We start from the raw sequence: 24505 nt of genomic DNA, 5'->3' as shown, positions 1-24505 counted from the left end.
ATTGATCCGGTCCGGCCAGTGTCAATGCAGCTGCCCCTGTACCGTTGCCGTCAGATCATTGAGCGAGAACGGTTTCGGCAGGAAAACCGAGTTCGGGATCTGTGACTGATCGGCCGCGAGGTGATCTTCGGTATAGCCCGAAACGAAGACCACCCTCGCATCGGGGCGGTCCTCCAGCGCGCGCTTCACCCAGGTCGGGCCGTCGAGGCCAGGCATCACCACATCGGTCACGAAAATATCGACGACCAGAGAAGGATCCTGCAAAAGATCCAGCGCTTCTTCGGCATTGGCAGCCTCGATAACGGTATAGCCGCGCAGCTTCAGCGCACGACTAGCGAAAGCGCGTACCGCCGCCTCATCCTCGACCAGCAGCACAACACCGGCGCCATTGCGCAGCATCAGCGGGCGCACGGGTTCCTCGGCCTGGATTTCCCCGGCGGTCTGGCCCTCGCGGACGGGGAACAGAATCTCGAATGTGGTGCCCTGATCCGGCGCGCTGTCGACAAAGACATAGCCGCCGGATTGTTTGACGATGCCGTAAACCGTCGAGAGGCCGAGCCCGGTGCCCTCGCCCGGGCGTTTGGTGGTGAAGAAGGGCTCAAAAATCTTGCCGATCCGGTCGGGCGGGATGCCGCAGCCGCTGTCTGTGACCCGGATCACCGCCCAGCGACCTGCCGGAACCGTCGCGCCGTCACGGCTGACCGGCTGCGAGAGGCTGATATCTTCGGTCTCGATCAGGATCGTGCCCTTGCCGGACATCGCATCGCGCGCATTGACGACGAGGTTCATGAGCACCTGTTCCAGCCGCCGCCTGTCGGCCCGCACCTCACCCAGATCGGGGTCGTTTTTCAGGCTCAGCGTGATGCGCTCGCCGACCAGCCGGTTCAGGAGATGCGCGACCTCACTCAGCACATCCGAAAGGTCGAGCCGCTCTGGCTTCAGCGTCTGTTTGCGCGAAAAGGCCAGCAGCTGGCTGACGAGTGCCGCGGCGCGATTGGCATTCTGGCGGATCTGTTCCAGGTCCGAGAAATCGGTGTCCTCATGGCCGTGGCGGAGCAAAAGCAGATCGCAATGGCCGGAGATCGCAGTCAGTAAATTGTTGAAATCATGCGCAATACCGCCGGTGAGCTGGCCGATCGCCTGCATTTTCTGGCTTTGATCAAACTGTGCCTCCATCTTCTTCAGCGCCGTCACATCCGAGAGGATCGCGAGCGCCTGCGCCCTGCCCTTTTCAACGAACCGGCTCAGCTGGACCTGAACGAAATTTTCTTCGTCCCCGGCGCCCGATGAGCTGCCTGAACTGCCGCGCAGCCGCAACATCTCGGCCCCGGCCGGCAGTCGCTGTTCGATCACATCGGCCAGCCAGTCATTCACAGGACGGCCGAGATCCTCGAACAAATCATGCAGGGTCATCGTCTCGACCGAGCGTTCGCCAAGGAGATCGCGCGCCGCCCGGTTCGCCAGCCGCAGCCCCCCGTCAAGGCCGAATTTCATCAGCGCGACCGGCACGTTCTCGAAATCGACCTGCACCGTGTCTTCTTCGCGCTGCGCGGGCGCGGGAAGCAGGAATATCTCGCGCCGGTCTCCCGGCCCGTCCAGCTCGGCCACGATGGCACGCATCGAGCCGGTGGCCGTTGCAACCTCGACCTCTTCGCCGCTGGTCACCTTCGGTTGCAGGAAGATACGGTCCAGCCGTTTGGGGCGCTCGCCCAGCACCCGGCGCATCGCCTCGTTGGAAAACAGCACCACTCCGGCGCGGTTTGCGACCACCATCGGCAGGCTCAGCCCCTCGGCACCGCGCCCGGCGGGGCTGCGATCTTCGAATTCCTCGATCCGCCACAGGAATTTATCACTGGCAATCCGATGGACCGAGAGCCGCAAATGCCCCCGCCGGGTCACGATATCCTCATGCACGCCGCCATGTTGGGCTGCCCGCGATTGCAGCCGGTACATGACCGCCGAAGGCGAGGCGATCTGTTCATGCAGGTGTGCCGCGAGGGTCGCCGGGGTCTGTTCGCCGAAACGCGCAATCGCGGCGCTGTTGCGAAACAGGATCTGCCCCATGATATCAGTGGAAAAACAGGGGGCTACATCCTCGCCGATCAGCAGGGACAGCCGTGCATTCATCTGCTCTTCCTCGCGCCGCGCGATCCGCGCCATCGCCCAGAGCACGCAGGTCAGCAGCAAAAGCGCCAGCCCTGTCACCGCGAGCGTAAAGCGGAAGCCGCTTTCCCCCACCAAGATCGCCAGTGCAAGGCACACGGCGGCGACCGCAACCAGCCAGCCGGCACGAACCGCAAGGCTGCGTGCGCCGTTCAGGATCCCGCCGCCTTCATACCCCGGAGATTGCACCCATTCCTCCGCTTCCACGCCATTGCACCTGGCGAGCAAAGACCGGAATTCGTTAACGTCGTCTTAACCTCGATGACGCGCGCGCCACTTTCCGGGCAGGTTGCCACCCTGGCACCACCTTTTCAGGCGGGCAAAAATGACCGAAGCGGCGGATCAGGCCCGCGACAACAGCGCCGAGAAGAACCCGTCGCCCCCCTCAAGCGGGCCATAGCGGCGACTGGAGGCCAGGGTCCAGCCGGCATGGCGGGCCAGAAAAGCCTCGACCTGGTCCTCGTTTTCCGCGCGCAGGAAAGAACAGGTCGCATAAGCGAGCCAGCCACCGGGCGCGGTCATCGCCGCCGCACGGTCAAGAATTTCCGCCTGGAGGCCGGTCAGCGCGCCCAGTCGCTCCGGCGTGAGCTGCCATTTCCCTTCCGGGTCGCGCCGCCAGCTGCCCGAGCCGGAACAGGGCACATCGGTCAGCACCAGATCATAGGGCGCGGCCTCCTCGGGCCTTGCGCTGAGCCGGACCTGCAGGCCCGCACGGGCGGCACGGGTTTTCAGATCTTCCATCCGGCGCGGGCTGGCGTCATGGGCGGTCAGCGCCAGCCGCGCCATCGCCCCCATCGCCAGGGTTTTGCCGCCGCCGCCGGCACAAAGATCCAGAACCTTCATCCCGTCTTTCAGGGGCAGCCCCAGCACCACCGCCTGCGAGGCGGCATCCTGCAATTCGACCAGCCCATCGGCAAAGACCCTGCCCGATGCGATCAGCCGCTGGCCGGAGCGCGCCTCCAATGCGGTTGCGGCAAGCGGATGCGGCACGGTCTCGATCCCTTCCGCCGCAAGCGCCGCGATGGCGGCCTCGCGGCTGATCCGGGCGGCGTTAACGCGCAGGATCACCGGGGCACGCAACCGCATCGCCGCCATGACCGGCACGAAATCGGCCCCGAGCGCCTCGCGCAACGGGGGCTCAAGCCAGTCGGGAATGTCGAAGGCCTCGGCCCCTTCGGCGGAACGCGGCGTCTCGGACTCGCTCAGAGGCGCCGGCGCGTGGTCGGAACCGTCAAACCAGAGTCCGATATCCTCGCCCCTGAGCCGCAAAACGCCCAGCACAAGTGCCCGGCCGCTGGCCGCCGCCGCATCGGGTCCTGCACGCCCCCCCGCTCCTGCCATGGCAAGCGCCGAACGCCGCTGGCGCAGCGCATCGAAGACGAGATCACGCACCGCCGCGCGGTCTTTCGAGCCGGCAAAGCGCGAGGCCCTGCCCCAGGCAATCAGCGCCTTTTCGGCCGGGGCTCCGGCCAGGATCTGATCGAGGATCTCGATTGCTGCGGCGGCGCGGCCCGGGGAACGCATGTCGGTTTCCTTCCTGTGATCGACGGCCCTCTGACAGGGGATCACGTCATAAGACTGGCCTGGCCCTGATCGGATGAAACCGCGCCCAAGGCAAGACCATCGCCTTAAATGGATCACCCTGCCGCGCGACAGCCTTGATGCGGCGGGGCGTTGTGGTCAGATCCGATACCGGTTCAGGCCTGCCCAGCCAGGCATCAAACGCCGCCTTCAGCCTGCTGCGGCAGCCTCTGATCCGGATAGTGCCGCCGCTGTTGATCATGCCGGTAGTGATTAACGCGATGTCGCTGTAACGCAGGTTCATCCCCCGAGCCCGGGCCATGTTTGCGGTTTCGCCAGCACATCCTTTCAGATTTGAGATGCACGGCGCAGCTGGTTGATCGCCACATCCTGGGCCTGCGCAGCACTCCGACCGGTGATCCCCTGAACCAAAAACGAAATCCGACACAGCAAAGGCCAGCGGCAGGCCTGCAAGATCTGCGTCGCCGCCCCAGGTGCAGTGCCTTCAGACCGCAAGGAAGGGTCATCCTGCATTTTCAGGCTGAGGCCACATTGTGAGTGGGGCGCTCATATCGGTGGCCCCGGAAAAGAAGACGCGCCACGACATCGCTCCCCGATGTTCCGGCTGGACTGTTGCGGTTAAGACCCCCTGTGCCAGGGCTTGTCTGGAGCTGAGCTGTAAACGATCCAGAAATCGAGATGCACTGTTGGTTGCAACGGTCCGCACCTCATCACGCGCCGTATCAAAGCGCAGAGTCTGGGTTTCGGGGCCGGCGTTGCCCTGGCGACAGAGGCACGGAAAAGGATGACGATCACATAATCGCGAAGGTGCTGCCCCCATCTTCTGAATGTCCCCGAGTTTCTTAGACGCGTTCACGTCTCATCTTCTGCTGCCGTTCGAACTCGGGGGGCGACAGCATCCCGTTCCTCGCATGTTTGCGCTTTGGATTGTAGAACATCTCGATGTAATCGAACACGTCCTGCCTTGCGCCTCTTCGCGGGTCCGGTAGGTCCTGAGCCTGATCCGCTCGCTTGAGGAGGTTGAAGAAACTCTCGGCGACGGCGTTGTCGTGGCAGTTGCCGCGGCGGCTCATCGAATGCTCAAGATTATGGGCGCGTGAGGCAACGCAGCCCAATCCATGCAGGTCGAACTGGCTGCCCTGATCTGAGTGGATCAGCACCTTTCCCTTCGGTTTGCGCCGCCAGACAGCCATGAGCAGGGCCTGCAGAACGATATCCGTTGTCTGCCTGCTTTGCATCGACCAACCAATCACGCGCCGGGAATAGAGGTCGATGACCACAGCGAGACAGGCGAAGCCCTCCAGGGTCCGGATGTAGGTGATGTCCGTCACCCAAACCCTGTCCGGGGCCTCGACGTCGAACTGCCGGTCGAGGCCTCGCCGGTTCTCTCGAACCGGTGGCGTTCACCGGCTCGATATCGACCACGACTTATGGCTTGCCGCCATAGCTGCCGGGGCGGCGTTTATAGCCTGTCTGAGCCTTGATCCCCGCAAGCTGGGCCAGCCGGGCGACCCGGTTCGGACAGATGCTTTCGCCCTGTTCAACCAGATCGTCATGCAGCTTGCGATATCCGTAGACTTTCCCACTCTCCGCCCAGGCGCTCCGCAGCAGTTCAGTCTGGCGCCTGTCTTCCTGGGCTCGAGCACTCATCGGAGCCTGTAGCCAGGCATAGAGCGAGTGCTTGCTCACCCCGAGCCGTTCAGAAACCTCGCTGACCGGGTAGCCCCGCTCCGTGATCTGAGCGACCGCATCGCGCTTGAAGTCGTCGCTGAAAGTGGTTGTGCCCATCATGGCCTCCTTGCCTCAAAATTAGCAAAGAAGGCGTCCACGAAACATGGGGCTATTCAGTCCGACCTTCATTGCGTCCGCAACCAGACCCTGGCGCTCGATAAACGCGGTTGGAGAGAGCCAGTCCCGTTCCTCTCGCTTCAGGTTTGCTTCTCGCAGGTGGATCGGGAGCCATCTTCCTGAGGATGATAAAACACTGGTTAAGATACAATAACTTGCCAAAGCACACCCAGGGCGCCTGGAGGCTGGCCTGATCCATGGATGTGAAAAAGGCGGCCCCGCGGGACCGCCTTTTTTCAGTTGTCTGTCTTGGGCTCAGCCGACGCGGTAATTCGGGCTCTCGCGGGTGATCTGCACATCATGGACATGGCTTTCCTTAAGCCCTGCCCCGGTGATGCGGACAAATTCGCAGCCATTGCGCATATCGGCCACCGTAGCATTGCCAGTATAGCCCATCGCGGCGCGCAGGCCGCCCACCATCTGATGCAGCACCGTTGCAACCGGCCCCTTATAGGGCACCTGGCCTTCGATCCCTTCCGGGACCAGCTTGTCCGAGGCCGCATCCTTCTGGAAATAACGATCCGCCGAGCCGCGCGCCATGGCACCAAGGCTGCCCATGCCACGATAGCTTTTATACGAGCGGCCGTTCCACAGGATCACTTCGCCGGGGCTCTCATCCGTGCCCGCAATGGCCGATCCGACCATGGCGCAGCTGGCGCCCGCCGCGATGGCTTTCGCGAAATCGCCCGAGAATTTGATGCCGCCATCGGCGATCACCGGCACGTCTCCGGCAGCGGCTGCCGATTCAATGATCGCGGTCAGCTGCGGCACACCCACACCCGCGACAATCCGGGTGGTGCAGATCGAGCCCGGGCCGATCCCCACTTTGACCGCATCCGCCCCTGCCCTGATCAGCGCAGCGGTCGCCTTGCCGGTCGCCACATTGCCCGCGACCACCTGGACCGAGTTCGAGAAATTCTTGATCCGCTCGACTGCAATCGCCACGCCTTCCGAATGGCCATGCGCGGTGTCGATCACCACCATATCCACCCCGGCCTCGATCAGAGCTTTCGAGCGGGCAAAGCCTTCTTCGCCAACGGTCGACGCCGCAGCAACACGCAGCCGCCCGAGATCATCCTTACAGGCCTGCGGGTTCAGGACCGATTGCTCGGTGTCTTTCAGGGTCAGAAGGCCAGTCAGCTTGCCCGTTCCGTCGGTCACCAGCAATTTCTCGATGCGGCGCGCCTTCATCAGACTGATCGCGGCATCACGGTCGACCGGCTCGTGCAGCAGCGCGAGATTGTCCGACGACATCATCACCGAGACCGGCGTTTTGTCATCCGAGGCAAAGCGCATATCGCGGTTGGTCACGATGCCAACGACGCGGTTATCGCCGTCCACCACCGGGAAGCCGGTGATGTTGTAGCGCTCCATCAGCTCTTTGGCATCTGCCAGCGTCTGATCGGCGCGCAGCGTGATCGGCGCATAGACCACGCCGGATTCGAACCGCTTCACCCGGCGCACTTCGCGGGCCTGGGTCTCGATATCGAGATTGCGGTGGATCACCCCGATGCCACCGGACTGGGCCATGGCAATCGCCATTCGCCCCTCGGTCACCGTATCCATCGCGCTGGACAGAAGCGGGATGTTCATCCGGATGGATTTCGTCACAAAGGTCGAGGTATCTGCCGTGTTTGGCAGAACCGAGCTTGCTGCGGGAACAAGCAGGACATCGTCGAAGGTGAGAGCCTCGCGAATCTCCATAGGAATCTCCTCAGGGATCGTCGTTTGGCGGTTCCCCTTTTCACTTCCCCGCCGGTTGCGCAAGGGGGTCTGCCCGGCTTTTGTGAAACAGATCCGTGAAATACGTCTTTCACCCGCTTTGCCCCCTTGCCTGTTCGCGGGCGCCCTGACGATATGGCAGGAATAATTCTTTCCCAGGGACCGGCCCATGCGCGTCACTATCGTCGAAAACACCCCCAGCACCCAGCACGGCCAGGTCGGCATCGCGCTGCATGAGGCGGGCGCCGCGATCAACCTGATCAAGCCGCGGAATGGCGAGGCTCTGCCGCTTTCGCCCGATACCGATGCGCTGGTGGTATTTGGCGGCGAACAATATGCCGATGATGTGGAGACGCATCCCTATCTCGACCCGCTGGCCGATCTGATGCGCGCCTATAGCCTGGGCGATAAGCCGGTTCTGGGGATCTGCCTCGGCTCGCAGATCCTTGCGCGCGCCTTTGGCGGGCAGAACCTGCGCGGCGTCGCGGTCGAGGCCGGCTGGTGCGAGGTCACGCCCTTGCCCGAGGCGGCGGAGGACGCGGTGATGCAGGCAGCGACCGGGCCATTCCGCATCTATCAGATGCATACCGACACCTTTACGCTGCCTGAAAATGCGGTGCGTCTGGCCAGTTCTCCGGTCGCAGAGAACCAGTGTTTCCGTATCGGCCGCGCCACTTACGGCATGCAGTTCCATTTCGAAGCGAACCGCAACGTCGCCGCCGCATGGAACCGCGAATTCCCCGATGTAATCGAAGGCACCCGCAAAGGATGGGTTCAGGACATGCCGGCCGAGGCCGAAAAATGGGGCGCGGCTGCCGATGAAACCGGCCTCGCCCTGGCCCGCGCCTGGGTCGCCCTGATCTGAGCGGTCAGGCCTCGCCGGTATTGGTCATATCGGCGAGCCTTCCCTTTGGCCAAAGCCTGAAAATCCGCCAGCAAACCACTGCTGCAAATACAGAAACGGCCAGCAAGACGGCAGCGGATGTCCCTGTGGCGCCACCCTGTACCAGGCTGTCTGCCACCAGAACAACCGGCCAGATCGCACTGCCCCAGATCGGTGTGAATCCCGCCCGTCCCAGCCAGCCGGCTGCTGCGACAATCACGAACAGCATAATATGAGCGGCCAGTCCCAGAACCGCAGCCAGGGTTTCCTGACCAAAACTAAGCGCGACAATGGCGCAAAGTGCAACCGGCGCCAGATGCAGCACCAGCATTGGCCGCAGAGGTGCCGGAGTCTGCTCGCGCAACAGCCCGATCAGCCCGGCCAGCAAAGCAAGACCTGCTGGCACCAGACAAATCACGCTCAGACCAAGGGCTGCGCCGGTCCAGCCTTGCCCAATCAGTGCAGGCACCGCAACCAATGGCCCTGCGTAAATCAACTGCATCCCCGGATCTCGCCAGACCCATGAATGAGACCCGGCTTCGCGCCACTTGCGCCATGCCAGGGTGAAAAAGACCAGGGCCAGACCCAGATGTGACACCAGCGCGACCAGGGTCAGCCCCAATGAGATCGCAGGCCACAGAGACCGGATCAGCCGGCCCGCAATCATCCCAGAAATCATCGCCGAAAACAGCCCGTTGCGGGAAACGATAACCCGAAAATCATCTGTAATTACAGAAGGTCGCCGAACGATCCTCGCAATCAACGCGAAGATACAGAACAGCCAGAACGCCAGTAAGATCCCCGCCGCCATTTCTGCCGCCGCCACCGGCAGATCGGTGGCAATCAGCACCTCGCGCAGAACCAGAGGCACCGACATCAGCCCGGCCAGCGCGGTAAAAATCACCGGCGGCGTCCGGGCAAAAATCCGGGTCTGGTGCGGCGGAAATTCCGGCGCCGGAAAGCGTTTGGGGCGGAACTCTGCAGGATCCTGGGACATGGTCACCTCCTCTGCGCAGCAAAGCCGGGAATTGCGGTCGCCTCAAGGCGATCTGATGTCGCGGCCGGGCTTGCCATTCTGCAACGTCAGCACCAATGTCGCGCGAAACGGGGAGAGACCTTATGACTTCGAACACCACAAAGCCCGCCCGGCTGAACCTGCCCTTCGTGGGAATTTCCACTTTCGGCAAAAACGCTTACCAGCCTGACTGGGACAAGATTGACGCCGATGTGGCGGTGATGGGCGCGCCTTTCGACTTTGGAACCCAGTTCCGCGCCGGCGCCCGTTTCGGGCCGCGCGCGATCCGCGAAGCCTCGACGCTGTTTTCCTTCGGTCTGGGCGGCGCCTATGATCACGAGGATGACGCGACCTATCTGGCCGAGGATGTGCGGATCGTCGATATCGGCGATGCGGATATCGTCCATACCGATACCGAAACCAGCCACGCCAATATCGAGGCCGGCGTGCGCGCCATGCTCGATGCCGGCGCGCTTCCGGTGGTGCTGGGCGGAGATCATTCGATCAATATCCCCTGTATCCGCGCCTTTGAGGGCCGTGGCCCGATTCATATCCTGCAAATCGACGCGCATCTCGATTTCGTCGATATCCGGCATGGCGTGCGTCACGGCCATGGCAACCCGATGCGCCGCGCCGCCGAAAAGGACTATGTCACCGGGATCACCGCTCTCGGGATCCGCAATGTGTCCTCAACCGCGAAAGACGGCTATGACGCGGCGCGCAAGATGGGCGATGACATCATCTCGGTGCGCCAGGCCCGCAAACTGGGCACCGAGGGCGTCCTGGCGCGCATCCCGGCAGATGCCCGCGTCTATGTGACGATCGACATTGACGGCTTCTGCCCCTCGATCGCGCCGGGCACCGGCACGCCCTCGCATGGCGGCTTCCTCTATTATGAAGTGCTCGAAGTGCTGCAGGCCGTCGCCAACCGCCATGAGGTGGTCGGCATGGACCTGGTCGAGGTGGCGCCGGACTATGATCACTCCGGCTCGACGCAGATCCTTGCGGCCCAGGTGCTGCTGAATTTCCTCGGTTTCATCTTCCATGCGCGCGGGAAACGCGGCTGAGGCTTGCCGTGACCGGGTCTGACCCGGTATCAATCGGCAGATGATAGCGATAACGGCAGCGGGAACATCCCGCTGTCCGGTCTTGTGATGGAGTGACCTATGGCCCTGGCGATCCTTGCCGATATCGGCGGCACCAATACGCGGGTCGCCCTGGCTGATGGGGCGCAGGTGGTCGAAGGCTCGATCCGGCGCTTTCCGAATGCGGAATACAAGGCGCGCGGCCAGGACATTGCCGCGATCCTGCGCGACTATCTCGCGGATGCCGGCGCGATGGTTGAGGGCGTCTGTGTCGCCGCCGCCGGCCCGGTGCAGGACGGGGTCGCGACCATGACCAATCTCGATTGGGTAATGGATGAAGACAAATTGCGCGGCGCCACTGGCGCGCATCGGGTCTCGATCCTGAATGATCTCCAGGCCCAGGGCCACGCGCTTGGTCATATCGCGCCGGATTGCCTGCGGCCGCTGATCGACGGCGCGGCGGTTCCGGGCCAGACCATGCTGGTTGTGGGGCTCGGGACCGGGGTCAATGCCGCACCGGTCTATGGCCACGGGGCCGATCGCGTGGTGCCGCCCTCGGAAAGCGGCCATATGAACATGCCGGTCCGCAGTGAGGAGGACCTCGCGCTTCTGCGGTTCATCGAGTCTCTGTTGCAGGATCGCGGTGAGGTGGCGCATTGCGGGGTCGAGGAAGTGCTCGCCGGGCGCGGCCTTGCCAATCTCTACAGTTTCGCAAGCCATCAGGCCGGCAGCCAGGACGGGAAATCCTCGGCCGAAATCCTCGGGCTCCTGACGGCAGGAGACCCGGTCGCCACAGAAGCCGCGCGGCTCTACAGCCATATCCTGGCCGGTTTCCTCTCTGATCTGGCGCTGAGCTATCTGCCCTGGGGCGGCATCTACCTGATCGGCGGCATGGCCCGGGCGATGACGCCCTGGTTCGAACAGCATCACCTCGCCGCGCAGTTCCGCGAACCGCGCCGGGTCGATCTGCTGACCCATGCCTTCCGCGTCTCGGTTGTGGAAGACGATTACGCCGCCCTGACCGGCTGCGCCGCCTGGCTTGAAGCGCTGCGCCCGCATTGAAACGCTGCGCCTCCGGCTGATTGCGGAAGCCTCCGGCGGGGATATTTAGAGACAGATGAAATCAGCTGAGGAATTTCATCTGTCTCTAAATATCCCGGGGGAGTCCCGGAACGGGACGGGGGCAGCGCCCCCAGCCCGACCAGTGAAAATCAACCCGGCAGGCGTTCTTTCAGGAAGCCGAGCGCCGCGCCAAGGCCGTCGGGCGCGATACCGTGACCGGTTCCCTGCATCACATGCGCATAGGTCTCCAATCCGGCGCTGACCAGCGCGTCTCCTGCAAGGGACATATCCTCAAAGGGGACCACCGGATCCTGATCGCCATGGATCAGCAGCACCGGGGGCTTCACCTTCGCCTCGGCTGAGAGCAATTCCGGAGCGAGCAGCCGTCCGGAAATAGCGACAATACCCGCCAGTGGCAGGCTGCGGCGGGGGGCGACATGCAGGCTCATCATCGCGCCTTGTGAAAACCCGATCAGCGCAAGGGCAGATGGCTCCAGCCCCTCGTCTTTCAGCCTCGCATCCAGAAAGCCGTTCAGGTCTTCTGCCGCCGCAAGCAACCCCTGGCGCGCCGCCTCTTCGGACGAGCCGTCAAGCCATGGGATCGGGAACCACTGCCGCCCAAAGGGCGTGCCGGCGCAGGGTTCCGGCGCATCCGGTGCGACAAAAGCCGTATCCGGAAAATGCGGCGCCAGTGCATCGGCAAGGCCCAGAAGGTCATTTCCGTCGGCGCCATAACCATGCAGGAACACGATCAGCGATTTCGCCCGTCCCTGCGCTGCACCCTTGCGTCCGAATTTCAGCTCTCTCATCCCATGATCCCTTCACGGCCCCTGTCCACCCGGTAGTAGGACCACAAAAGCCGTGCCGCAACCGATCTCCAGGGCGCCCAGGCCAATGACATGGCGCGAAGATCCTTTTCCGAGGGGCGTTCGTCGAGGCCAAACAGCCGGCGCGCGGATTCCTGCAAGGCCAGATCGCCGGGCGCGAAGACATCGGCATGGCCAAGCGCGAACATCGCATAGATCTCGGCGGTCCAGCGCCCGATCCCGGGCAGCGCCACCAGCGTTGCAATCACCCCATCCGTCGGCGCCTGCCTGAGCCCTGCATAATCCAGCCGCGCCGCCGCCAGCGCCCTTGCATAGCGCGCCTTTTGTCGCGAAAGGCCGGCCGCGCGCAGATCCTCTTCGCTGGCCGCGTCAATGCGGTCCTCATCGAGATAGCCCGCCGCCGCCATCCGCGCCCGGATCGCTGTGGCCGATGCGACCGAGACCTGCTGCGAGATGATCGCATCCAGCAGCGCTTCGAATCCGTCGGCGCGCAGCCGCAAGGGCGGCATCCCGGTCAGCCCGGCGGCATGGGCAAAGCGCGGATCGAGGCGCGAGAGCCAGTCGATCCCTTCGGCGAGACAGGGCTCGCCCAGAATGATACGGGGCGTGGTCATGGGCGCATCCTGATCATGAGCCGCGGCCAATGGCAATCCGCCGCAGTGCCACGGTGCTGGCGGCCCCTTGACCCTGCCCCCCGGGAAGCTCTTACCTCAGGCCATGACCGCGACTCATCTCTCTCCCGCTTCCGACGCGCTGGCCAGGCGCAATGTGATGATCCTGATCATCGCCCAGGCACTCCTGGGCGCACAGATGCCGCTGATCTTCACCGTGGCGGGGCTGGCGGGGCAAAGCCTTGCCTCAAACATCTGCTGGGCGACGCTTCCGGTCACGCTCACGGTGCTGGGTTCGATGCTGAGCGCCACGCCGATCTCGGCCTTCATGCAGCGCTACGGGCGGGCGGCGGGGTTTATCCTCGGTGCGCTTGGCGGCGCGCTCGGCGGGGTCTTCGGCGCCTGGGGCCTGTGGGTGGGCAGTTTCACCCTCTTTTGCGTCGGAGCCTTCTTTTCCGGCATCTATATGAGCGCGCAGGGGTTCTACCGTTTCGCCGCGGCGGATACCGCATCAGACAGCTTCCGCCCACGCGCCATTTCCTGGGTCATGGGGGGCGGGCTGCTTTCCGCGATGCTGGCGCCGCTGATCTTCCGCGCAACCTCGGATGCACTGGTCATCACCTTTACCGGCAGCTATCTCGCCATTATCGCAATCAACCTGATCGGCCTTTTCCTGTTCTTTGCGCTGAAGATCCCGCGCCCTGTTGCACGTGTCGACACCGGCCAGGGCCGCAGCCGGGGCGAGCTGATCCGCACCCCCGTGATCGCAGTTGCAATGATCTGCGCCACGGTCTCTTACGCGCTGATGAACCTCGTCATGACCTCGTCGCCGCTGGCCGTGGTGGGCTGCGGCTTTGAAAAATCCGATGCCTCGAACATCGTCTCGGCCCATGTGCTGGCCATGTATCTGCCAAGCTTCTTCACCGGCCATCTGATCGCCCGTTTCGGGGTCGAGAAAATCATTGCCATCGGGCTGATGATCCTCGCCGGCGCCGGAGCGGTCGCGATGACCGGCGTCCAGCTTGAGCATTTTTACGCCGCGCTGATCCTGCTGGGTATTGGCTGGAATTTCGGCTTCATCGGCGCGACCACGATGCTGACCGCCGCACAACGCCCGGAAGAGCGTGGCCGCCTGCAGGGGCTGAATGATCTGGTCGTGTTCGGGGGCGTAACGCTGGCGTCGCTGTCCTCGGGCGGGCTGATGAACTGCTCGGGGGGATCGCCCCAGACCGGCTGGCAGATGGTCAATCTTGCGATGCTGCCCTTCCTCGTGCTGGCTGGCGGGGCGCTGATCTGGCTCTGGCTGCGCCCGAAAGAGGCTTGATCAGAACCGCCCGCTGAGCGCCTGCCATAACAACCCGCCGCGCCGGCTGAATTCCGCAAGTGTCAGCCGGCCCTCGGCTATTGCCGCCGGATCAGTCAAAGCGCGCGCCAGAACCGCCCCCGCCTGCCAGCCCGGCAAAAGTGCCGCCCTTGCCGCCCGCGGGATGCTGCGTCGCCCTGCCCTTGCGGCCTTCAGCCACCCGAGCCCTTCATGCGCCAGCACCTCCGGCGCGGCCTCGGGCAAGGGGTGACGACCGCGCGCGGTCAGTTCCGGCACCGCGAGGAAATAGCCCGCCATCGCCGAGGCCCGGCCATAAAGCCGCACCGGCTCCTCTGCCGCAGGCCCTGCCCCAAGCGCCAGCGCCGAAAGCCACATCAGCCCGCCGCCGGTCGCGCCCAGATAGTCATAAAAGGCGGTCTCCGAGGTGAAAACCCCGCCCCAGGCGTCATGGCGGCGCGCCTCGATCATCTGGTCAAAGGCCTCGAACGGAAGTGATTTTTCGCGGATCAGCGCGTTCAGCGGCCCCGCCACCTCATGCGCACGCGCGGGCTCTCCGGCAATCGCGGCCTCGACCACCTCGCGCCACCATTGCAGCCGCATCTCGGCAATCATCGGCTCTTTCGTGGCCCAGGGGATGCGTGCAAGCTCCAGATTGAACGCGTAAAGCGGCAAAAGAACAGCCCGCGCCTGAACCGGCGCCGCCATCAGCGCCTGCCAGCGGTCGGGGTCCCTGCGCGCAACCAGCGCGGCACAGGCGTCAAGGCTCACGTCGCCGCCTCCGTATCGCGGGTCAGCTTCCAGCGCACCGCATCGAGCAGCGCCTCGAATGACGCATCGACAATGTTGGGCGAGACGCCGACCGTCGACCAGCGCCGTCCCTTGCCATCCTCGCTGTCGATGATGACGCGGGTGACGGCTTCTGTGCCGCCCTGCGTGATCCTGACCTTGAAATCCACGAGCCGCATATCCCCGATCAGCGCCTGCCAGGGGCCAAGATCTTTCGCCAGTGCTTTCCACAAGGCATTGACCGGGCCGCGGTCATTCCCCGCCCCGTCCTGGCTTTCCGAAACCGAGAGCATCCGCTCGCCCCCGGCATCGACCACCACCACGGCTTCCGAGAGGGTCCGGCGGCTGCCATCGGGTTCATCGCGCCGCTCGACCGTCACCCGGTAGCGCAGCACTTCGAAAAAATGCGCAGCCAGCCCCAGTTCGCGCCGCGCCACCATCTCGAACGAGGCCTGGGCGCCATCATAGGCATAGCCCTGATCTTCACGCCGTTTCACCTCTTCAAGGATCAGCGCAAGGCGCGGGTCTTTCGGATCGACCATGATCCCCGCTGCCGCCAGCTGCGCCCGCAGGTTTGACTGCCCGGCCTGGTTCGACATCGGGATCTGCCGGGTATTGCCGACAAGCCCCGGATCCATATGCTCATAGGTCGAGGGATCCTTGAGGATCGCGCTGGCATGCAGCCCCGCCTTGTGCGCGAATGCCGAGGCCCCCACATAGGGCGCCGAGCGCAACGGCACCCGGTTCAGGATATCGTCCAGCATCCGGCTGGTCTTCACCAGCGTGGCCATCGCCTGATCGGAAACCCCGGTTTCAAGCGCCTCCACAAAGGGCGCTTTCAACTTCAGTGTCGGGATCAGCGTCACCAGATTGGCATTGCCGCAGCGCTCGCCCAGCCCATTCAGAGTGCCCTGGATCTGACGGCACCCCGCCTCGACCGCCGCCAGCGAATTGGCGACCGCATTGCCGGTATCGTCATGGCAATGGATGCCAAGCCTCGCCCCCGGAATGCCCGCCGAGATCACCTCGCGCACCACCTGCCCGACCTCACCTGGAAGTGTTCCGCCATTGGTGTCGCAAAGCACGATCCAGCGCGCGCCCGCCGCCTCGGCTGCGCGCAGACAATCCAGCGCGTAGCCTGGATTGGCGCGGTAACCATCAAAGAAATGCTCGGCATCAAACAAAGCCTCGCGCCCTTTCGCCACGACATGGCGCAAAGACGCTGAAATCGCATCGAGGTTTTCCTCCAGCGTCACACCAAGCGCGGTGGTGACATGAAACTCATGCGTCTTGCCCACCAGGCAAACCGCAGGCGTTCCCGCATCCAGCACCGCCGCCAGCACATCGTCATTCTCTGCCGAACGCCCGACCCGCTTTGTCATGCCAAAAGCGGTCATCACCGCCCTGGTCTGCGGCGCCTCGCGGAAAAAATCGCTGTCGGTCGGGTTCGCCCCTGGCCAGCCGCCCTCAATATAGTCCACCCCAAGCCGGTCCAGCGCCCGCGCAATCGCCACTTTCTCTGCGGCCGAGAATTGCACGCCCTGGGTCTGCTGCCCGTCACGCAAAGTGGTATCAAAGAGATAGAGACGTTCTTTCATTCCGGCGCCCCTTCTTCTTGAAGCAAATATTCCCGGGGGGTGTGGGGAGCAGAAAGCCCCCCGCTGCCTGCCGCATCCATCAGTCCAGCGCCTCCAGCTTTGCCGCATCGAAACCGGGGCCCGGCATCAGCTCGACCCCCGCTTTCGACATCCGCACCTCAACGCCAGCCGCCAGCAGGTTTGCTTTCATCGCATCAACCGGCGCAAAATCTTTCGACAGCATCGCCGCTTCGCGCAAGGACGCCAGCCGCGCCGCCCAGGGGGCGAGGTCAACGCCAGCCTCTGTCCAGGACCCCATGTGATCCTCCAGAAGACCCAACATCCCGGCCGAAGCCTTCAGCCCCGCCGCATCGCCCTCGCGGGCCAGATCATGCAAGACCGCAATCGCGCCCGCCGTGTTCAGATCATCTGACAGCGCCTCGACCACCCGGGGTGCAGGCGTACCCGGCGACACGCCTTCCACCAGCTGACGCCATTTGCGCAATGTCCCCTCGGCCTGGATCGCCTTTTCATGCGTCCAGTCCATCGGCTTGCCGTAATGGGTGCCCAGATAGACCATCCGGATCACCTCGCCCGGATAGCCCTGATCCAGCAGATCGCGCACAGTGAAGAAATTGCCGAGGGATTTGGACATCTTCTTGCCTTCGACCTGGAGCATCTCATTATGCATCCAGACACGTGCGAAAGACCCATGCGGATGGGCGCAGCAGCTTTGCGCGATCTCATTCTCATGATGCGGGAATTGCAGATCGAGCCCACCGCCGTGAATGTCGAAGCTCTCGCCAAGCAATTCATAGGACATTGCCGAGCATTCGATATGCCAGCCGGGCCGCCCATAGCCCCAGGGGCTTTCCCAGCCGGGGACGCCTTCGTCCGAAGGCTTCCAGAGCACGAAATCCATCGGGTCTTCCTTATAGGGTGCGACCTCGACCCGGGCGCCGGCGATCATATCATCGACCGAACGCCCCGACAGCGCGCCGTAATCCTGATAGCTGCGCACCCGGAACAGAGCATGACCCGAGGCGGCATAGGCATGGCCGCTTTCGATCAGCCCCTCGATCATCGTGATCATCGCACCGATATATTCGGTCGCGCGCGGCTCATGCGTCGGGCGCAGCGCGCCAAGCGCATCCATATCCTCGTGATACCAGCGGATGGTTTCATCGGTGATGTCGCGGATCGGGCGGCCGGTTTCGGCGGCGCGGGCGTTGATCTTATCATCAACATCCGTGAAGTTTCGCGCGTAAACCACTGAATCAGCGCCATAAACATGCCGCATCAACCGGAACAGCGTGTCGAACACAACCACCGGGCGGGCATTACCGATATGGGCGCGGTCATAGACGGTCGGGCCACAGACATAAATCCGCACCCGATCCCTGTTGATCGGCTCAAACACTTCCTTGCGACGCGTCTTCGTATTGGTCAGCCGGATGGTCACCCGTTATGCTCCTCGCGCGATGCTTCTCCCCCGCGCGGGGCTTACCGGTTCTGTCTGGGATAAGACGAAGCCGCCCGCGCGATCCTGGATCAGCGGGTAATGCAGCAGATGAAGGTCATGCGCAATCTTGTCATTCGACCGGCCCCTTCACTTTGGGGTCCTGCGCCCCATTTCACTATTTGTCGTCGTGTTGCTCTGTGCCATGGCTGTGCGGCGAGTCCAAGACCTTTCCTGCGCCCTGAGCCACGACGTCAGAAAAAAAAGGCGCCGCCAATGGCTGGCGGCGCCCGGATTGCAGATGGGTCAGTGCCCTGGATCAGAAGCGGTAGTTCGCCCGGATCGCGAAAGTGCTGCCGTCAAGATCGACACCGGAATTGTCGAAATTGTCGTATTTGTTGTAGAGGTATTCGGCACCTACGACCCAGTTATTGCCGAGGTCATAGTCATAGCCGAGACCGGCGACCCAGCCATTATCCGAGTAATTGGTGCCTGCGATGCTGGCCTTGGCCCAGGACGCACCGGCGGTCGCGTAGATCAGCGACTGGCCGAGATCATAGCCGAGCTGCAGCTTGAGGTCGGTTTTGTTCTTCAGCTTGGCGTCGACCGCATCATCCTTGATGTTCGAGCCCGCGAAAGCCCCTTCAACACCGATCACGGTATTGCCGAGGTCCCAGCGATAGCCGAGCTGCACGCCGCCGATTGCGCCGTCGCCATCCAGCACTTTCACGCCGGCGGTTTCGCCGTCGAAGTTGCCATAACCAAGGCTTGCACCACCGTAAAAGCCAGCCCAGTTGCCTTGCGGGGCCGAGACCACGACCGGCGCCGGGGCGATCACCACTGGCTCATCCACCACGACGGCCGGGCCGCCGGCAAAAGCAGGGGCTGCCAGTGCACTGAAAGCGAGGATCGCTGCGATACGTTTCATTCGTTAACTCCTTTGTTCCGCATCCCCCCGATCGGGCTCCGGACAGTGCCTTCAGAGAAAAGCGCCGCGCTGATCCATGAGGAGCAGGAGCGCCATTCCCTCGTCACTTGCCAGACAGCATCCGGATTACCGGAAGCCGCCTCCGCCGGGGATGTGCTGCGCCAGACATCGGAGCCTTTGAGCCGCTGCGCAACCCGACCTCACCAGGGCGTGAGCAATTCGCGATCAATTGTGAACAGATCGGTTTACCTCTGGCCAAAAGTCGCCTGGGCCAGATTGAATATCGGCTGCATTCCGCCCGTGTTTCCGGGCGAAATGCCTGTCAGAGCAGGTTGGAGAGCGTTCAGCCCTGGCCTTCGGCCCGTTCCGCGAGGCCGAGCCATTCCGCTTCCGCCGCAGCCAGTGCGGCCTCACGTTCGGCCAGCATCTCACTGGCCTTGCGGAACTTGACTGGTTCGCGCTCGAAAAGATCCGCCTGGGCAAGAAGGTCACTGAGGCGGTTGATCTCTGCCCCCAGCTTTTCCAACTGCGACGGCAGGTCCGCGAGCCGCTTTTTTTCTGTGAAAGACAGAGCGGAACCATTTGAAGTGGCTGCGGTTTCTTTCTCGACGACTTTTGGCGCGGCCTTTGGGGCTGCGATCATTTGCGCCTGCCGGTCAGGCCGCTGGCGCACATAATCCGACCAGCCGCCGGGATAGGCCGTCACCTGGCCATCCCCCTCCATCGCCACGGTCGCGGTCGCCACCCGGTCGATGAAATCGCGGTCATGGCTGACCAGCAGCACCGTGCCGTCAAATTCGCCCAGGATATCCTGCAGCAGATCAAGCGTTTCGACATCAAGGTCATTGGTCGGCTCGTCCAGGATCAGAAGATTGGACGGCAAGGCCATAATTTTAGCCAGCAAAAGCCGCGCCTTCTCGCCGCCCGACAACGAGCGCACCGGCGCCCGCGCCTGTCCCTCATCAAAGAGGAAATCCTTCAAATAGCCGACCACATGTTTCGGTATACCCCGCACCATGACCTGGTCCGACGCTCCCGAAACTGCCATCAGCGGGTCACCGGTCAGGTTTTCCCAAAGGCTCGCATCCGGATCGAGGCGCGAACGCGTCTGGTCGAAAACCGCGATCTCAAGACTGGTCCCAAGCGTGACCGTCCCGGCATCGGGGGCAATCTCGCCGGTCAGCAGTTTCAGCAGCGTGGTCTTGCCAACCCCGTTCGGGCCGACAAAAGCCACCCGGTCACCGCGTTGCACCCGCAGGTCAAAATCCCTGACAATCGTCTTGTCGCCAAAGCCTTTGGTCAGCCCGACCGCCTCGATCACCCGTTTGCCCGAGACCGGCCCGCTTTCCAGCGCCATCGCCGCCGTGCCCTGGCGGCGGATCTGCGAGGACCGCTCCTCGCGCAAAGCCGCGAGCGCCCGGACCCGGCCCTGATTGCGCTTGCGGCGGGCAGAAATGCCCTCGACCGCCCATTTCGCCTCAGCCTTGATCTTGCGATCCAGCTTGTGGCGCGCCTCGTCTTCTTCGGCCCAGATGGTCTCGCGCCAGTCCTCGAAACCGTCGAACCCGGATTCGCGCCGCCGCACCTCGCCGCGATCTATCCACAAAGTGGCGCGTGTCAGGGCCTTCAGAAACGCGCGGTCATGGCTGATCAGCACGAAAGCCGCCCGCGTGTCGCGCAGCTCGTTTTCCAGCCATTCAATGGCCTGGATGTCCAGATGGTTGGTCGGCTCATCGAGGAGCATGAGTTCCGGTGCCTCGGCAAGCAATTTCGCCAGAGCCGCCCGGCGTTTCTCGCCACCGGACGCCGTCGCCACTGGCACATCCGGGTCAAATTTCAGCCCATCCGCCACGGTCGAGAGCCGCCATGCCTCATCCTCGGGCAATTTCGAGGCCGCGAATTCACCTAGAGTCGCAAAGCCGGACAGATCCGGATCCTGCTCCATATAACCGACCGTGACGCCGGCGGGCACCACGACCTGGCCCTTATCCGCCTCAACAAGGCCGGCCATCACTTTCATAAGTGTGGATTTTCCGGTGCCATTGCGCCCGACCAGCGCCACCCGGTCACCCGGCTGAACGGTCAGCGAAAGATCATCGAATACCGGATTGCCGCCGAAAGTCAGCGAAATCCCCGAAAGCTGAAGAAGAGGTGCGCGTGCCATGCGCCTCCGCTAAGCGCAGCCTTGCATGCCGTCAACTCCTCCTTTTCCTCCTGATAAAAATACTCCGGGGGTTCGGGGGCTGGCCCCCGACTGCGCCCTTGCCCCCACGCCGCACCGTTCCTGTCGCGATCACGCCGCGAACAGGTCGCAACCTGACGCTTCCCGCCCTTGCCCCGCCGCCCATTCCCGCTAGAACCAGGGCTGCGCGAGAGGACCAGAGGCCAAACCCATGTCAGAAGACGCACTCGTCATTTTCACCCCATCGGGCAAACGCGGACGTTTCGCGCATGGCACCCCGGTCCTCCAGGCCGCGCGCAGTCTCGGCGTCGATCTCGATTCTGTATGCGGCGGCCGCGGCATCTGTTCGAAATGCCAGATCACCCCGGGCTATGGCGAATTCCCGAAACATGGCGTCACGGTCGAGCCTGGCGCGCTCTCCGAATGGAACGCGGTCGAGGACCGCTACAACCGCATCCGCGGCCTGAAAGAGGGCCGCCGGCTTGGCTGCCAGGCCAAAGTCATGGGCGATATCGTCATCGACGTGCCGCCCGAAAGCCAGGTTCATAAACAGGTCATCCGTAAATCCGCGACAGAGCGCGACATCGCGATGGATCCCGCCACCCGCAGTTTCTATGTCGAGGTGGAAGAGCCCGACATGCATATCCCCACCGGCGATTTCGAACGCCTGAAGCGATCTCTGAAAGACCAGTGGAATATCAAAGAAGTAACGGCTGATCTTACCATATTGCGCAAACTCCAGACCGTGCTGCGCAAGGGGGAATGGAAGGTCACCGCGATCCTGAACCAGGGCAATCACGACGAGGCGTATCGCATTCTCGACCTCTTCCCCGGCTATTCTGACGCGCCGCTTTTCGGCCTTGCGGTCGATCTCGGCTCCACCACCATCGCGGCGCATCTTTGCGACCTTTCGACCGGCAAGGTGCTGGCCTCCTCTGGCCTGATGAACCCGCAGATCCGCTTTGGCGAAGACCTGATGAGCCGGGTCTCCTACGCGATGATGAACCCGGGCGGCGATGTCGAGATGACCAGAGCCGTGCGCGAGGCGGTCAACAATCTGGTGCTGTCGATCTCGGAAGAAGCCGGCATTTCGCCTTCGCAGATCTATGAAATGGTGATTGTTTTCAATCCTGTGATGCATCACCTCTTCCTCGGGATCGATCCGGTGGAACTTGGCCAGGCGCCGTTCGCTCTGGCGACCTCGGATTCGCTCTCGCTCGACGCGCGCGCGCTGGATCTGACAGCGATGAACCACAATGCCCGGGTCTATGTCCTGCCCTGTATCGCAGGCCATGTCGGCGCCGATGCTGCAGCCGTGGCACTTTCAGAAGAGCCCAATAAATCCAAAGACATGGTGCTCATTGTTGATGTTGGCACCAATGCCGAGATCCTGCTCGGGAATGAAAGCCGTGTCCTGGCCTGTTCCTCTCCCACCGGTCCCGCCTTTGAAGGGGCGCAGATTTCCTCCGGCCAGCGCGCCGCCCCTGGTGCGATCGAGCGCCTCACCATCGACCCGATCACGAAAGAGCCGCGCTTCCGGGTGATCGGATCCGAACTCTGGTCGGATGAGCCCGGGTTCACCGAAGCCACCGCAACAACCGGCATCACCGGCATCTGCGGCTCCGGCATCATCGAGGCCGTGGCCGAGATGCGGATGGCGGGCCTCGTCGATGCGAGCGGATTGATCGGCGGCCCTGACCAGACCGGCACACCGCGCGCCGAGCCGCATGGCCGTACCTTCTCTTATCTGATCCATGATGGCAGCGCGGAGGGTGGCCCCCGAATTACTGTAACACAAGGCGATATCCGCGCGATTCAACTGGCAAAATCGGCACTCTATGCCGGGGCCAAACTCCTGATGGATGCGATGGGCATCGATCACGTCGACCGCGTGACGCTGGCTGGCGCGTTTGGCGCGCATATCTCGCCGAAACACGCGATGGTGCTGGGGATGATCCCGGATGTGCCGCTGGATCATGTCACCTCGGCCGGCAATGCTGCCGGCACCGGCGCGCGGATCGCGCTCCTGAACCGAGCGGCGCGCGATCAGATCGAAGCGACCGTGCACGAGATTCACAAAGTCGAGACCGCGATCGAGCCGCGCTTCCAGGAGCATTTCGTCAATGCAAGCGCAATTCCCAATGCGGTCGATCTCTTCCCCGAACTCGCGAAAGTGGTCACCCTGCCCGAGGTCTCCTTCAACACCGGAGGATCAGGCGGAGGAGAAGGCCGCCGGCGCAGGCGCTGATACCCGAAAATCACAATCCGCCGCAGAGCCCCGCTTGACCTTACACCGCCACTCGCGTAGCTGAACAGCTATGCGGGTGTAGCTCAATGGCAGAGCAGCAGCTTCCCAAGCTGAATACGAGGGTTCGATTCCCTTCACCCGCTCCACCTTCACGACATAGAAGAATTCTGCATTTTATCGCAAAATCAAGCGATTGCCGCACTATCTTAAAGCGCATTGTATCGATCACTGCGCGCTAATCACGTGGATTTTGCAGACCATTTTGCGGACCATGTAGCACCGGTGAGGCGGCTTCGTCTTTTCTCAGGCGTGATCCAATCCTAGAATCAGATCGCTCCGAAACCCCGACCACACCTGATCTCCAGCCACCACCAGCGGCCCCTGCCGCGACCCGGCGATCCGTGCCAGCCGCTCGACCTCATCCGGCCAGTCAGCGCCTGCCCTCTCCTCATAGGCCAGCCCTGCCCGATCCAGCGCGCGTTTCGTCGCAACGCACGGGCCACAGCCCGGCGAGGTGTAGAGGATGATCATGGGTTTGTTCCGGATTGAGGAGGTGGATCAGAAGCCGGTGTAGCCAGCAGGCGTCATGACCGGCACGGGCGGCGCAACTTCAGGCGCCAGCATCTCGACGAGTGCGGGCGCGCCACGCTTGCCACAATGCAGGCATTTCATGATGGCGAGGGCCTCGGCGCGTATGATCGCGCCGCCCGCCTCGAGCCATTGGGGCGGCATATCGTCTGCCGCCAGGTGGCGCGACTGACCGCAAGAACATTTGAGGTGAAAGATCCGCTTCATGGTGAGAACATATAAAGAACACTTACCGATTCGAGAAGCCCGGAACCGGCCATATGCCATCTGCCCACCCCTCGGCCAACCCCTTCCAGAACCGGCGGATGATCCACGCCGCGCAGGACGGCATGATCATCACCTTGCGGTGCAATGGCTGCAGGCGGAGCGTTCATTTCTGGGCGTCGGATCTGGTGAAGGTCGTCGGAAATGATCACCAGCTGCATATGGCACCATGGCCTTGCGCGCGGTGCAAAAGTGCGGAGTGGATCAATGTCTCCTGGCGGGTTCCCTCACCCGACTTCCTGAACGGATTGACCATACGCCGCCCGGTCAGGCAGGTTGTGAAATGGCTATGGCGCAACGAGAAGGCCTGACGATGTGCTGGTGTGGACGGCTCCTCACCCACCTGCGCTATGGTCTTCCGGACCACGGTCAAAAACCTGAGGAGAGAGCG

The 24505-nt window shown here is 63.1% G+C and carries 21 protein-coding genes, 1 tRNA gene and 1 pseudogene; 6 read left to right on the top strand and 17 right to left on the bottom strand.

The genetic code is table 11. The annotated features are described in order from the left end of the window. Nucleotides 1-21: 21 nt before the first annotated feature. The 5 genes and pseudogenes from AC4FS3_RS05850 to guaB all read right to left on the bottom strand — a co-directional run bounded on the left by AC4FS3_RS05850 (nt 22) and on the right by guaB (nt 7257). The gene (locus AC4FS3_RS05850) at nt 22-2370 is read right to left on the bottom strand and encodes a hybrid sensor histidine kinase/response regulator (RefSeq protein WP_491019743.1); all 2349 of its coding nucleotides are present in this window, start codon (nt 2368-2370) and stop codon (nt 22-24) included. 135 nt (nt 2371-2505) lie between these two features. Then, nucleotides 2506-3687 carry an RsmB/NOP family class I SAM-dependent RNA methyltransferase gene (locus AC4FS3_RS05845; protein ID WP_491019742.1) on the bottom strand — a complete coding sequence of 394 codons (1182 nt, stop codon included), beginning with the start codon at nt 3685-3687 and terminating at the stop codon, nt 2506-2508. A 46-nt stretch (nt 3688-3733) separates the two neighbouring features. Then, on the bottom strand, nt 3734-3988 hold the full coding sequence (locus AC4FS3_RS05840) for a hypothetical protein (protein WP_491019741.1): 255 nt from the start codon (nt 3986-3988) through the stop codon (nt 3734-3736). A 559-nt stretch (nt 3989-4547) separates the two neighbouring features. Next, nucleotides 4548-5493 (bottom strand): annotated as a pseudogene (locus AC4FS3_RS05835) (IS3 family transposase). Nucleotides 5494-5808: 315 nt separating this feature from the next. Beyond that, nucleotides 5809-7257 (bottom strand): IMP dehydrogenase, encoded by a 1449-nt coding sequence (gene guaB, locus AC4FS3_RS05830; RefSeq protein WP_491019740.1) that lies wholly within the window; start codon nt 7255-7257, stop codon nt 5809-5811. A gap of 187 nt (nt 7258-7444) precedes the next feature. On the opposite strand from guaB, the gene AC4FS3_RS05825 reads away from it, so the two are divergent. Then, nucleotides 7445-8140: a type 1 glutamine amidotransferase gene (locus AC4FS3_RS05825; protein ID WP_491019739.1), complete on the top strand. Its 696-nt coding sequence runs from the start codon at nt 7445-7447 to the stop codon at nt 8138-8140. Nucleotides 8141-8144: 4 nt separating this feature from the next. On the opposite strand, the gene AC4FS3_RS05820 is transcribed toward AC4FS3_RS05825, so the two are convergent. Then, nucleotides 8145-9155: a hypothetical protein gene (locus tag AC4FS3_RS05820; RefSeq protein WP_491019738.1), complete on the bottom strand. Its 1011-nt coding sequence runs from the start codon at nt 9153-9155 to the stop codon at nt 8145-8147. A gap of 122 nt (nt 9156-9277) precedes the next feature. On the opposite strand from AC4FS3_RS05820, the gene speB reads away from it, so the two are divergent. Together speB and AC4FS3_RS05810 are read left to right on the top strand one after the other, a co-directional pair. Further along, nucleotides 9278-10240 carry an agmatinase gene (speB, locus tag AC4FS3_RS05815; RefSeq protein WP_283177914.1) on the top strand — a complete coding sequence of 321 codons (963 nt, stop codon included), beginning with the start codon at nt 9278-9280 and terminating at the stop codon, nt 10238-10240. A gap of 99 nt (nt 10241-10339) precedes the next feature. Then, nucleotides 10340-11320: a glucokinase gene (locus tag AC4FS3_RS05810; RefSeq protein WP_491019737.1), complete on the top strand. Its 981-nt coding sequence runs from the start codon at nt 10340-10342 to the stop codon at nt 11318-11320. Nucleotides 11321-11469: 149 nt separating this feature from the next. On the opposite strand, the gene AC4FS3_RS05805 is transcribed toward AC4FS3_RS05810, so the two are convergent. Together AC4FS3_RS05805 and AC4FS3_RS05800 are read right to left on the bottom strand one after the other, a co-directional pair. After that, nucleotides 11470-12129 (bottom strand): alpha/beta hydrolase, encoded by a 660-nt coding sequence (locus AC4FS3_RS05805; RefSeq protein ID WP_491019736.1) that lies wholly within the window; start codon nt 12127-12129, stop codon nt 11470-11472. Further along, nucleotides 12126-12761: a DNA-3-methyladenine glycosylase family protein gene (locus AC4FS3_RS05800; protein WP_491019735.1), complete on the bottom strand. Its 636-nt coding sequence runs from the start codon at nt 12759-12761 to the stop codon at nt 12126-12128. The genes AC4FS3_RS05805 and AC4FS3_RS05800 overlap by 4 nt, the downstream gene beginning before the upstream one ends. 103 nt (nt 12762-12864) lie before the next feature. On the opposite strand from AC4FS3_RS05800, the gene AC4FS3_RS05795 reads away from it, so the two are divergent. Continuing rightward, on the top strand, nt 12865-14082 hold the full coding sequence (locus tag AC4FS3_RS05795) for an MFS transporter (RefSeq protein WP_491019734.1): 1218 nt from the start codon (nt 12865-12867) through the stop codon (nt 14080-14082). On the opposite strand, the gene AC4FS3_RS05790 is transcribed toward AC4FS3_RS05795, so the two are convergent. The 5 genes from AC4FS3_RS05790 to AC4FS3_RS05770 all read right to left on the bottom strand — a co-directional run bounded on the left by AC4FS3_RS05790 (nt 14083) and on the right by AC4FS3_RS05770 (nt 20996). Continuing rightward, entirely contained in the window at nt 14083-14850 is a 768-nt protein-coding gene (locus AC4FS3_RS05790; protein WP_491019733.1) for a squalene/phytoene synthase family protein, read from the bottom strand. Beyond that, the gene (gene cimA / locus AC4FS3_RS05785; RefSeq protein WP_491019732.1) at nt 14847-16466 is read right to left on the bottom strand and encodes a citramalate synthase; all 1620 of its coding nucleotides are present in this window, start codon (nt 16464-16466) and stop codon (nt 14847-14849) included. Before cimA ends, AC4FS3_RS05790 begins: the two co-directional genes overlap by 4 nt. A gap of 79 nt (nt 16467-16545) precedes the next feature. Then, nucleotides 16546-17907, bottom strand: coding sequence for a cysteine--tRNA ligase (cysS, locus tag AC4FS3_RS05780; protein ID WP_491019731.1), 1362 nt, complete (start codon nt 17905-17907; stop codon nt 16546-16548). 316 nt (nt 17908-18223) lie between these two features. After that, on the bottom strand, nt 18224-18832 hold the full coding sequence (locus tag AC4FS3_RS05775; protein WP_283177908.1) for an outer membrane protein: 609 nt from the start codon (nt 18830-18832) through the stop codon (nt 18224-18226). A 343-nt stretch (nt 18833-19175) separates the two neighbouring features. Next, complete coding sequence (locus tag AC4FS3_RS05770) at nt 19176-20996, bottom strand: ABC-F family ATP-binding cassette domain-containing protein (protein WP_491019730.1); 1821 nt, start codon at nt 20994-20996, stop codon at nt 19176-19178. A gap of 229 nt (nt 20997-21225) precedes the next feature. On the opposite strand from AC4FS3_RS05770, the gene AC4FS3_RS05765 reads away from it, so the two are divergent. Next, nucleotides 21226-23262, top strand: a complete 2037-nt coding sequence (locus AC4FS3_RS05765) for an ASKHA domain-containing protein (RefSeq protein ID WP_491019729.1) — start codon at nt 21226-21228, stop codon at nt 23260-23262. A 72-nt stretch (nt 23263-23334) separates the two neighbouring features. Continuing rightward, a tRNA-Gly gene (locus AC4FS3_RS05760) sits at nt 23335-23408 on the top strand. A gap of 157 nt (nt 23409-23565) precedes the next feature. On the opposite strand, the gene AC4FS3_RS05755 is transcribed toward AC4FS3_RS05760, so the two are convergent. The 4 genes from AC4FS3_RS05755 to AC4FS3_RS05740 form a co-directional block, all read right to left on the bottom strand. Then, nucleotides 23566-23793 carry a glutaredoxin family protein gene (locus AC4FS3_RS05755; protein ID WP_491019728.1) on the bottom strand — a complete coding sequence of 76 codons (228 nt, stop codon included), beginning with the start codon at nt 23791-23793 and terminating at the stop codon, nt 23566-23568. A gap of 27 nt (nt 23794-23820) precedes the next feature. After that, on the bottom strand, nt 23821-23994 hold the full coding sequence (locus AC4FS3_RS05750; protein ID WP_491019727.1) for a hypothetical protein: 174 nt from the start codon (nt 23992-23994) through the stop codon (nt 23821-23823). Between the two features lie 59 nt (nt 23995-24053). Continuing rightward, nucleotides 24054-24275: a hypothetical protein gene (locus tag AC4FS3_RS05745; protein ID WP_491019726.1), complete on the bottom strand. Its 222-nt coding sequence runs from the start codon at nt 24273-24275 to the stop codon at nt 24054-24056. Beyond that, the coding region (locus AC4FS3_RS05740) for a hypothetical protein (protein ID WP_491019725.1) at nt 24263-24505 on the bottom strand (243 nt) is incomplete at its 5' end. The genes AC4FS3_RS05740 and AC4FS3_RS05745, both read right to left, overlap by 13 nt.

It is taken from the genome of Pseudogemmobacter sp. TB195 (assembly GCF_058313095.1).
The sequence above is the reverse complement of the archived record's forward strand: the minus strand, read 5'-3'. Positions and strand labels throughout refer to the sequence as shown.